Origin of the sequence: Micrococcus sp. HMSC31B01 (assembly GCF_001816085.1) — a bacterium.
Lineage (GTDB): Bacteria > Actinomycetota > Actinomycetes > Actinomycetales > Micrococcaceae > Micrococcus > Micrococcus luteus.
On record NZ_KV825019.1, the window covers coordinates 1 to 10,652 of the forward strand.

The window sequence follows — 10,652 nt, forward strand, 5'->3', positions numbered from 1 at the left end:
CGCCCCTCACCTGCGCGGGCAGGTGAGGGGCGCCGTCGTGCCTCCGGAGGCGGGCCGCTCAGCGGGCGATCATGCCGTGGGGGTCGATGACGAACTTGTCCACGGAGCCCTGGTCGAACTCCGCGTAGGCCTGGGGTGCCTCGTCCAGGCTGATCACGCGCGGGTTGACCATCTCCGTCAGGTACGGCATCCGGTCCCACAGGATCGACATCATCAGCTGGCGGTTGTAGCGCATGACGGGCGCCTGGCCGCCGATGATGTGGGGCGACTTGATCCAGGCCTTGCCGAAGTCCACCGGGAAGGTGCCCTCCTGCTCGGCCTTCGTCTCCGCGATCGGGTCCGGCCCGTAGATGCCGATGATGCCCGTGGCACCGCCCGGACGGGTGATGTCCAGGACCTGGTTCACGGCGGCGATCGGCTGCATCTCATCGGACGCGGAGCCCAGGCCGTGGGCCTCGGAGCCGACGTAGTCCACCGCGCAGTCCACCATCGGCTCGCCGAGGATGTCGTTCACGGCGTCCTGCAGGTTCTCCGTGACGGAGAGGTCGATGGTCTCGCAGCCGTGCTTGCGCACCAGCTCCAGCCGCGAGGCGTCCTGGTCGCCCACGATGATGCACGAGGCGCCCAGCAGCCGAGCGGCGGCCGCGGCGCACCGGCCCACGGGGCCGGCACCGGCGATGTAGACGGTGGAGCCGGGCTTGGCGCCGGCTGCCATGAGACCGTGGAACGCCGTGGGGAGGATGTCCGAGAGCACGGCAAGATCCAGGATCTTCTCCATCGCCTGCTCCTGGTCCGGGAAGCGCAGCAGCTGGAAGTCGGCGTACGGCACGAACAGGTACTCGGCCTGCCCGCCCTGGAAGCCGCCCAGATTGAAGCCGTAGGCGGCGCACGCCTGCTCCGGGTTGGCGGTCTCACAGATCTCGGTCCGGCCAGCGCGGCAGTTGCGGCAGCGGCCGCAGGCCACGTTGAACGGCACGGAGACGAGGTCGCCCTCCTGCAGGAACTGGACGTCGCTGCCGACCTCCAGCACCTGGCCGGTCATCTCGTGACCCAGCACCATGCCCTCGGGTGCGGGGAAGGACCCGCGGTAGATGTGCAGGTCGCTGCCGCAGATGTTGGTGGCGACGATCTTGAGGATGACGCCGTGCGGGGCGGCGGAGCCGTCGGGCATCTCCAGCTTGGGGAAGTCCAGTTCGTCGACGCGCACGTCCTTGATGCCGTGGAAAGCCACGGCGCGGTTCTTGGTGGTCATGGGAACTGCTGCCTTTCTGTCTCTATCGAGGCCCTGGCAGGGCGGGAGACGGGACGAACCCGAGGGGGAGTCCCGGTCCCGGGTTGTACGGACACAGTAGGGGTCGGCGGGGAGCTCGGGGAAGGGTCGCGCGCCGCCGCCCGCAGCACCCGTCACCTGGCCTCGGCCATCGTGCGGGCGTCGGAGGATCACAGGCCCCGGGGTCGTCGGCCAGAGGCACTCTCAGACCGCGGCGTCGACGCCGTGGCGGGAGCGCACCCGCCAGGCCTCGAGGACCGCGGGGTCGGTGGGCCGGGTCATCAGGCTGAGGAGGACGTACACGACGGCGGAGGCGGCCAGGCCGACGTAGATCGGCTCGTTCGCGAAGACGCCCTCGAAGGGCTCGGCGGCGTTCAGCTCGAGCCAGCCCATGGTGCCGAGGGTGCCCACCGTCCCGACCACCATGGACCACAGGGCCGCCGTGCCGGTGCCGCGCTTCCACACGAGGCCGCCGACGATCGCGACGAACAGGCCGCCCACGAGGATGTCGTACGCGATGGTCAGGGCCGCCACCACGTCCGGGACGACGATCGCCAGCCCCAGCACGACGGCGCCGAGCAGCAGCACCCAGCCGCGGTTCGAGGCGAGCTCCGCCGCGGTCTCCGTGGCCGCGTCCTCGGCGACGGCGCCGTCCTCGGCGGCGGTGGCCTCGCCGCGGAGGATCGGGAGGATGTCGGTGCGCATCACGGTCGAGGCCGCGATGATCGCGCCCGAGGCGGTGGACATCATGGCCGCGACGGCGGCCGCCAGGGCCACGCCGCCCACGCCCACGGGCAGCAGGTTCTGGGCGACCCACGCGAACACGTCGTCCGTGGCGGCGATGTCCGCGGTCACCGTGCGCGCCGCCATGCCGATCACGGCGCCGGCGACGCCGTACACGATGCAGTACAGCCCCGCGGTGGCGCCGCCGATCTGGGCCACGCGCGGGGAGCGGGCCGTGAACACGCGCTGCCAGACGTCCTGGCCGATCAGCAGGCCGAGGGTGTAGATCACGAAGTAGGTGACGATCGACTGCACGCCGATCCCGTCCCAGCTGAAGAACTCGGCGCCCAGGCGCTCCTGCATGGCGCTCCAGCCGCCGGCGTTGGCCAGGGAGAGGGGGAGCATGAGGGCGAACAGGCCGATGGTCATGATGAGGAACTGGGCCATGTCGGCCAGGGTGATGGACCACATGCCGCCGAGCACGGAGTAGGCCAGCACGATGCCGCCGCCCACCAGGACGGACAGCCAGCGGTCCCAGCCGAAGAGCACCACGAAGAGCGACGCGTAGGCGCCCGTGGAGGTGGCGGCGAGCATGAGCGTGTAGGCGAGCATCACGAAGGAGGAGGCGTGGGAGGCCCCGCCACGGCCGTACCGCAGGCGGAGCATCTGCGAGACGGTGTAGATCTTCAGGCGGGCCAGGATCGGGGCGAACGCCACCGACAGGATGAGGACGCCGACGCCGATGGCGGCCACGAGCCACGCGCCGGAGAGCCCGAACTCGTACCCCAGGCCGACGCCGCCCACGGTGGCGGCGCCGCCGAGCACGACGGCGGCCATGGTGCCGGTGAACAGCACCGGCCCGAGGCGGCGGCCCGCCACGAGGTAGTCCTCCGAGCTGGCGGCGCGGGTCTTGCCCCACCAGCCGAAGGCGAGCATGCCGACCAGGTAGACGGCGACGATGGTCAGGTTGAGGGTCACGGGTGGTCCTTGGGGCGAGGGGATCCAGGGCGCCGGGATGCGGGGGCGCCGCGGGCGGGACAGGAGAGATCGGCGTGTTGCCGATCACACGATCTGGGTCTACGGTAAACACATGTTGCATCGCAGGCAACATGTCGTCCAGGGCGACGGGGCGCAGGCTCCGGGTCGAACGAGAGGAGCGCGTGTGTCCGAGCATGTCGTCCAGACACCGCCCCGCGGCACCGTGAGCACGCTCCGCATGCTCCTGATCTGGCTGGCCGCCAACCTCGTGGTCACCACGCTTCTGACGGGGACCCTCTTCCAGCCCGGGGTCTCCTATGCCACCGCCTTGACAAGCATCGTGCTCGGCACCGTCCTCGGCGCCCTCGTCCTGGTGGGGGTCGGGGTCATCGGCGCCCGCACCGGTCTGCCCACCATGGCGCTGACCCGTGCGGCCTTCGGCCACCGCGGATCTCTGTTGCCGGTGACGTTCAACGTGGTGGTCCTGATGGGGTGGTCCTGGGTGCAGGCCATGCTGGCCGGCCTCGCGGTGGACGCCCTGGTGTCCGCGGCCACCGGATTCTCCTCGCCGATGCTCTTCGCGGTCCTGTGCCAGCTCGTCGTCGTGGCCCTGGCGATCCTCGGGCACGAGGGCATCGCGCGGATCGAACCCTGGCTCGCCCTCGTGATGCTCGCCGTGATGGGCGGGATCTTCGTCACCGCCTTCCGTGCCCACGGCCCGGCCGAGCTGGCGTCGATCCCGGTGGACCCCGCAGTCGAGCTGACTCCCGCCCTCGCCTTCGATCTCGTCTTCGCCACGGCCATCTCGTGGACCGTCCTCTCCGCCGACATCACCCGGAACGCGAGCACCCCGCGAGCGGCCGCGCTGGGCTCTGGCATCGGCTACACCCTGTCCACCGTCATCGCGATGAGCCTGGGCCTCACGGCCTTCGCACACGTGCTCCTGGGCGACGCCGCGGCCACCCCCTTCGACCCGGCGACCCTCGTCGCGGCCTTCGGCTGGCCGCTGGCCGTGGTGATGTTCCTCTCGGTCATGGCCACGAACACGATGGTGGTCTACGGGATGGCGACGTCGGTTACCCACGCCTCGCTGAGCCGGCCCCTTCCGTTCGTGCCTGTCGCCCTGGTGCTCGGCGCGGTGAGCGTCATCGGTGCGATGTGGTTCGACCTGCTCACCCGCTTCACAGATTTCCTTGCGCTGATCGGCGCCTTCTTCGTGCCGGTGTTCGCCGTGATCCTCGTGGACTACGTGCTCCAGGGCCGCCGCACCACCCTGGACGTGCTCGTGGCCCGTGGCCCGCGCGCCTGGTTCCGCGGGGGTGTCCACGGGCGAGCAGTGGCCGTGTGGGTCGTCGGTGCCGCGACGTCGTGGCTGCTCACGGACGTGTGGCCCAGTCCCGTCGGTGTCACCGTCCCGGTGTTCCTCCTGAGCGCCCTGCTCTACGCCCTGCTCGCCTGGCCGCGTCATCGGCCGGAGGCCCGCCCGGAGGCCGGCGCGTCGATCGAGGGACGCCGTGGCGTCTGACTCCGTTGCCCCCCTGCTCCTCTCGCGCCCCCTGGAGGACCGCATGCCCGTGTACCCGGGCGATCCAGGTGTGCGTATCCGTCCCGCCCTCACCGTCGCCCAGGACGGGGTCGCGGTCATGGCCCTCGAGATCGGCTCGCATGCCGGCACCCACGTGGACGCCCCGTGCCACACCGTGCCGGGCGGCCGCACCGTCGAGGGGCTGACCTGGGACGAGCTGTGCGGGGACACCCTCGTCCTCGGTCTGGCCGGGCTCGCCCCCGGGGAGCCGATCTCCGCCGCGCGCCTGGCCCCCCTCCTGCCCGGCACGGATGCGCAGACGCCCGCCCGACTCCTGCTGGCCACGGGCTGGGATCGACACTGGCGCGACGGCCTCCTCCGCGCGCGTCATCCCTTCCTCACAGGAGAGGCCGCGGCCATGCTGTGGGATCGTGGCATCCGTCTGTTGGGGGTGGACATGCTCAGTCCCGATCCCACCGGGCTCGCCGGTGAGCCCGACCTTCCTGCCCACGCGGCCTTCCTCGGCGGCGACGGGATCATCGTCGAGAACCTCGTGGGGCTGGACGCGCTCCGCCCCGCAGGGGCGGCGCCGCGCGCCGACTGGTCCGCCCGCCTCCGGCTCGAGGTGCATCCGCTGCCCCTGGCCGGCGGCGACGGCTCCCCGGCCCGCGTCCTCGCCTGGCCGACGTCGGGAGGAGCGCGATGAAGGCCCTCCCGCTCGAGACCGCGCCGGGCCAGGCGCTGATCGGCCGTCGGCTGCGTGCGCTGCGCGAGGCGCGGCGGCTCACCGTGGCCCAGCTGGCCGAGGCGGCCGGCGTCAGCAAGGGCTTCCTCTCCCGCCTCGAGCGGGACCTGACGAGCCCGTCCGTGAGCACGCTCGTGACCCTGTGCCAGGTGCTCGGCGCGAGCCCGGGCGACGTCCTGGACGCGCCCGAGGTGACGGTCGTGCGCCTCGCCGACGCCCCCGCGGTCAACCTCGGCGGCGAGGGCATCCGCGAGCGCCTGATCACCCCGCGCGGCAGTCGTGACCTGCAGATCCTGCGCGCTGACATCGCGCCGCGCGGCCGCGGGGAGGCGGAGCTGTACACCGTGGACTGCCGCGTGGAGGCGGTGCACGTGGTCACCGGCCGCCTCGAGCTGCGGACCACCGAGGCCGTGCACCTGTTGGAGGAGGGGGACACCGTCACCTTCCCCGGCCGCGAGCCCCACTCGTGGGCCAATCCGGACGACCGCCCCGCCGTCGTGCTGTGGACCCTCGTGGGCCACGCGTGACCCCGTCCGGCGCGCCCACACCGGACAGACCAGACCGACCAGACCGAACCGAACCGCCCAGAGAGGACATCCAGATGCTCGAGATCCCCCGCGTCGAGGACAACGGCCGCCTCGGCCCCGTGAACTCCGCCCTCGTGCCCCGCTACGGCGGCACCCCCACCTACGCGCTGCTGCCGCGCCTGGACGAGGCGGCCGCGGCCGGCGTCGCCCCGGAGATCAAGGTGGTCGGCGTGCCGTTCGACGCCGGCGTCTCCTACCGCCCCGGTGCACGCTTCGGGTCCGGCCACGTGCGGCAGTCCTCGCGGCTGCTGCGCCCGTACAACCCCGCCACGGACACCTCGCCCTTCGCGCAGGCCCAGGTGGTGGACGCCGGGGACATGGCGGTGAACCCGTTCGACATCGGCGAGGCCATCGAGGCGATCCAGCAGGACGCGATGGACCTCACCGAGGACGGCTCCTCGCTCATGACCATCGGCGGCGACCACACCATCGCGCTGCCGCTGCTGCGCGCCGCCTCCGCCCGGGCGGGCGAGCCCGTTGCCCTGCTGCACTTCGACGCCCACCTGGACACGTGGGACACCTACTTCGGGGCCGAGTACACCCACGGCACGCCGTTCCGCCGCGCCGTGGAGGAGGGGATCCTGGACACCGAGGCCATCTCGCATGTGGGCACGCGCGGTCCGCTCTACGGCAAGAAGGACCTCGACGACGACCACCGCATGGGCTTCGGCATCGTCACCTCCTCGGACGTGTTCCGTCAGGGCGTGGACGAGATCGTGGACCAGCTGCGCCAGCGCATCGGGGGCCGGCCGCTCTACATCTCGGTGGACATCGACGTGCTGGACCCCGCGCACGCGCCGGGCACCGGCACCCCCGAGGCCGGCGGCATCACGAGCCGCGAGCTGCTCGAGATCCTCCGCGGCCTGCGCGGGCTGGACATCGTGGGCGCGGACCTGGTGGAGGTGGCCCCGGCCTACGACCACGCCGAGCTGACCGGCGTCGCCGCCTCCCACGTGGCCTACGACCTCATCTCCCTGATGGCCGACCGCCGCGCCACCCGCGCGGCCGCCGGTGAGGAGCCGGGCCGATGACGGACGAGCAGACGACGACGGCGGCCCCGCGGCGCAACGGCGGCGACCTCGCCGTCGAGACGCTCCACGCCCTGGGCGCGCGGACGGTCTTCGGCATCCCGGGCCAGCACGCCCTCGGCCTCTTCGACGCCCTGTCCCGCTCCCCGCTGGAGTTCGTCTCGAACCGCGTGGAGAACAACGCCGCCTTCGCCGCGGACGGATACGCCCGGGCCACCGGCGAGGTCGGGGTGCTGTTCCTCTCCACCGGCCCGGGCGCGCTCACCTCGCTGGCCGGCCTGCAGGAGGCGTACGCCACGGGCGTGCCGATGCTCGTGATCGCCTCGCAGATCCCGCTGTCCGGGCTCGGTGCCCGGCGCAAGGGCATGCTGCACCAGCTGGACGACCAGAAGGCCTCGGCCCGCAACGTCACCAAGGCCCAGTTCACGGTCCACCACGCCTCGGGCATCCCCTCCGCCATCCAGGACGCATGGGCCGAGGCCGTCACCGTGCCGCAGGGACCGGTGTGGGTCGAGATCCCGCAGGACGTGCTGCTCGGCGAGGTCATGGTGCCCCCGGTCGAGGACGCCCTGGCCGTGCCCTACGACCACCCGCCGCGCGCCGAGCTCGTGGCCGAGTCCGTGCGCTGGCTGCGCGGGGCGGAGCGGGTGGCGATCGTGGCCGGCGGCGGCGTGCGCCGCTCCGGCCGGGCCGCGATGGAGAGCCTGCGGGAGGTCGCGGAGCTGCTCCAGGCACCCGTGGTCTGCTCGCCGGGCGGCAACACCGCCTTCCCGTGGGGGCACCCGCTCAGCCTCGGCGGCTGGGTGGAGGACCGCCTCGTCACGGACCTGCTCGAGGACGCGGAGGTGCTGCTCGTGGTGGGCTCCTCGCTCGGCGAGGTCACCTCCAACTACTTCACGCTCGAGCCGCGCGGCCGCCTCATCCAGGTGGACGCGGAGCCGCGCGTGCTGGAGACCAACCACCCCACGCTGGGTGTGCGTGCCGACGCCGGCCAGGCGCTCGAGGCGCTCGCCGCGGCGCTGCGCGAGTCGGGCTCGGTGGCGCGGGACTCCGCCGTCTGGCACGGCCGCACCCCGGCCGAGGTGGTCGCCGACGTCAACGCGCGCATCACCGCCCGGCTCGACGCCCAGGACCTCGGCGTGGAGCGCCGGCTCCTGGCGGACATCCGCGCCGCCGTCCCGTCGACCATGCAGACGTACTGGGACATGACCATCGCCGCCTACTGGGCGTGGAACTGCTGGGACGCGCAGGACGGCGAGTTCCACTCGGCGCAGGGTGCCGGGGGGCTCGGCTACGGGTTCCCGGCCGCGTTCGGCGGCGCGGTGGGCCTGGCCCACCAGGGCCGCACGGGGATCGACGGGCGCGTGCTCGCCGTCGCCGGCGACGGCTCGGCGATGTACTCCCTCGCCGAGCTCGCGGCCGCCCGGCAGCACGGTGCGGCGGTGACGTGGCTGATCATCGACGACGGCGGGTACGGCATCCTGCGGGAGTACATGGAGGGCGCGTTCGGCAAGGCCACGGCCACCGAGCTCGACCGGCCGGACTTCCAGGCCCTCGCCGCCTCCTTCGGCGTGCCCGCCGAGACGGTGGGAGTGGAGGACGTGCGCGGCGCGCTCGAGCGCGCGTTCCAGGCGGACGGGCCGAACGTCGTCGTGGTGCAGACCCGCCTGGCGATGTGGGCGCCGAGCCACCTGGGGGAGGCTCCGGAGGTCTGACGCGGCCCGGCGCCGGAATCGCTGACTCGACCCTGAGAGTGTGCGCCACCTTTCCAGGTGCATGTTTCAGCAACGGAGCTGGACCGGCAGGTAGTTGAGACGTCGACCGAGGCGCCGGCGGTCCCGCCCGTGTCAGAAACCGCCCAGGAGATGTCCTGGAACCATCCCGCCGATCTCACGAAAACGTCCGGCATCCGTTGCCATGCTGGCCTCTCGACGCGGCCCGCCACCCGGCGGGCGCCCCACGAGAGGAACTTCATGGCCCCTGGCTCTCGATCCGCTCCCGCCGTCCCTTCCCCCAGGTCTCCGAGGGAGGCGAGGCCCCCGCCGTCACGCCCACCTTCGAGGGCCGGGCCTTCCACCGCCCGGCCGAGGACGTCGAGGACCAGGGCGCCGCCTTCGACGTCGGCACTCTCGTCTCCCGCCGCAACGCGCTGGGCATCTTCGGCGCGGGGGCGGGAGCCCTCGTCCTCGCCGCGTGCGGTGTCCAGGAGGGCGCCTCGTCCTCCTCCGGCTCGACGTCGGCGAGCGCCGGCTCCTCGTCACCCGCGGCCTCCTCCTCGTCGGCGGCGAGCGCCTCGCCGTCCGCCACCCTGACCGAGATGGTCACCGAGACCGCAGGCCCGTACCCGGGCGACGGCTCCAACGGCCCGGACGTGCTCGACGCGTCCGGCATCGAACGTTCCGACCTGACCACGAGCATCGACACGGGCACCGCCGCCGAGGGCGTCCCGCTGACGGTGACGATGAACGTGATCGACATGGCCAACGGCGACGCCGCGATGACCGGCGCCGCCGTGTACCTCTGGCACGCCGACGCGCAGGGCCGCTACTCGATGTACTCGGACGGCATCACGGAGGAGACCTACCTGCGCGGCGTCCAGGTGGTGGGCGACGACGGCACGGTCACCTTCACCACGGTGTGGCCCGGCTGCTACGACGGCCGGTGGCCCCACCTGCACTTCGAGGTGTTCCCGGACAAGGCGTCCATCACGGACGCGACGAACAACGTCCTCACCTCCCAGATCGCCATGCCCGAGGAGCAGTCCGCGCAGGTCTACGCCACCTCGGCCTACGACGGGTCCACGGAGAACTTCGCCGACGTCAGCCTCGAGACGGACAACGTCTTCTCGGACGGCTACGAGACGCAGCTGCCGCAGATCACGGGCTCCGTGGAGAAGGGCTTCGCCATCACCATCGACGTCCCGATCGACACCACCACTGAGCAGGAGCAGGGCGGGATGGGCGGGCCCGGCGGTGGCCAGCCCCCGGCGGGCGGCGAGGGCGGCCAGCCCCCGGCGCAGCCCTGAGCCCGGCGGACGTGGGCTGAGCCGTCCGGCTCAGCCCACGCGTCCTGCCGGCGGCTCAGTCGGTCTGGGACTCGTTGCGCTCGGGGTGCGGGCCGAACACGAAGTGGCGGCCGGACACGCGCTGGACGTCCACGCGGACGTAGAAGTCCTTCAGCGTCGGCACCCACGGTTCGATGCCGAGGGACTCGGCCTCCGCGATCTCCGCCTCCGTGTCCAGGCGGCGCGCGGTGCCGTGCACGAGCACGGACCAGGCCTGGTCGGCCAGGATCCCGTCGGCCTGCACCACGACGCGCGGGTTCACCGTGAGCTCGGCGAGCTTCGAGCCGGGCGCGGTGCGGAAGTAGATGGCGCCGTCGTGGGCCCGCACGTTCACCGGCACGATGTCCGGCCGCCCGTCCACGGCCAGCCCGAGGCGCGCGTGGCCCACGCGGCCCAGCAGTCGCCAGACCTGGTCCTCGTCCAGCACCAGGACGGCCTCGCCGTCCGGGTGCTCGAACATCAGGTGGTCCCCGGGCTCCGCGACCGGATCGGGGCGCTGCATCGACGGGGCGTCGTCGGTGTCGTGGTGCTGCTGGGTCATCGGGGCCTCCTGGCATGCCGGGACGGGCGCCGTCGGGCGCGGCGCTGAGATCGGGCTCATATCCACTCTATACATGGTCGGTCGCCCGCGAGGCGACGATGTCACCCAGCACCGCCGCCGTCGTCGGCGCCTCGCGGCCCGGGGCGACGGCGAGCGCGAACGGGCACGTGTGGGCGCGCGGGCCGTCGTCG

9 protein-coding genes are annotated in these 10,652 nt (G+C 72.7%); 6 read left to right on the forward strand and 3 right to left on the reverse strand.

The annotated features are described in order from the left end of the window. Positions 1 to 58 precede the first annotated feature (58 nt). Positions 59 to 1,252, reverse strand: coding sequence for an alcohol dehydrogenase catalytic domain-containing protein (locus HMPREF3105_RS03760; RefSeq protein WP_020626410.1), 1,194 nt, complete (start codon positions 1,250 to 1,252; stop codon positions 59 to 61). Between the two features lie 222 nt (positions 1,253 to 1,474). Beyond that, positions 1,475 to 2,971 (reverse strand): sodium:solute symporter family protein, encoded by a 1,497-nt coding sequence (locus HMPREF3105_RS03765; protein ID WP_070708804.1) that lies wholly within the window; start codon positions 2,969 to 2,971, stop codon positions 1,475 to 1,477. A 184-nt stretch (positions 2,972 to 3,155) separates the two neighbouring features. Between HMPREF3105_RS03765 and HMPREF3105_RS03770 the strand changes: the two genes are divergently transcribed. From HMPREF3105_RS03770 to HMPREF3105_RS03795, 6 genes are all read left to right on the forward strand, one after another. After that, the gene (locus HMPREF3105_RS03770; RefSeq protein ID WP_060973602.1) at positions 3,156 to 4,496 is read left to right on the forward strand and encodes a purine-cytosine permease family protein; all 1,341 of its coding nucleotides are present in this window, start codon (positions 3,156 to 3,158) and stop codon (positions 4,494 to 4,496) included. Then, positions 4,486 to 5,202: a cyclase family protein gene (locus HMPREF3105_RS03775; protein ID WP_256375204.1), complete on the forward strand. Its 717-nt coding sequence runs from the start codon at positions 4,486 to 4,488 to the stop codon at positions 5,200 to 5,202. Before HMPREF3105_RS03770 ends, HMPREF3105_RS03775 begins: the two co-directional genes overlap by 11 nt. Beyond that, on the forward strand, positions 5,199 to 5,768 hold the full coding sequence (locus tag HMPREF3105_RS03780; RefSeq protein ID WP_041103047.1) for an XRE family transcriptional regulator: 570 nt from the start codon (positions 5,199 to 5,201) through the stop codon (positions 5,766 to 5,768). Before HMPREF3105_RS03775 ends, HMPREF3105_RS03780 begins: the two co-directional genes overlap by 4 nt. A gap of 74 nt (positions 5,769 to 5,842) precedes the next feature. Then, entirely contained in the window at positions 5,843 to 6,859 is a 1,017-nt protein-coding gene (gene speB / locus HMPREF3105_RS03785; protein ID WP_049145634.1) for an agmatinase, read from the forward strand. Then, complete coding sequence (locus HMPREF3105_RS03790; RefSeq protein WP_070708806.1) at positions 6,856 to 8,571, forward strand: thiamine pyrophosphate-binding protein; 1,716 nt, start codon at positions 6,856 to 6,858, stop codon at positions 8,569 to 8,571. The genes speB and HMPREF3105_RS03790 overlap by 4 nt, the downstream gene beginning before the upstream one ends. Before the next feature lie 275 nt (positions 8,572 to 8,846). Next, positions 8,847 to 9,881 carry a dioxygenase family protein gene (locus tag HMPREF3105_RS03795; RefSeq protein ID WP_070708807.1) on the forward strand — a complete coding sequence of 345 codons (1,035 nt, stop codon included), beginning with the start codon at positions 8,847 to 8,849 and terminating at the stop codon, positions 9,879 to 9,881. Between the two features lie 55 nt (positions 9,882 to 9,936). On the opposite strand, the gene HMPREF3105_RS03800 is transcribed toward HMPREF3105_RS03795, so the two are convergent. Then, positions 9,937 to 10,461 (reverse strand): pyridoxamine 5'-phosphate oxidase family protein, encoded by a 525-nt coding sequence (locus HMPREF3105_RS03800; protein WP_020621599.1) that lies wholly within the window; start codon positions 10,459 to 10,461, stop codon positions 9,937 to 9,939. Positions 10,462 to 10,652: the final 191 nt, after the last annotated feature.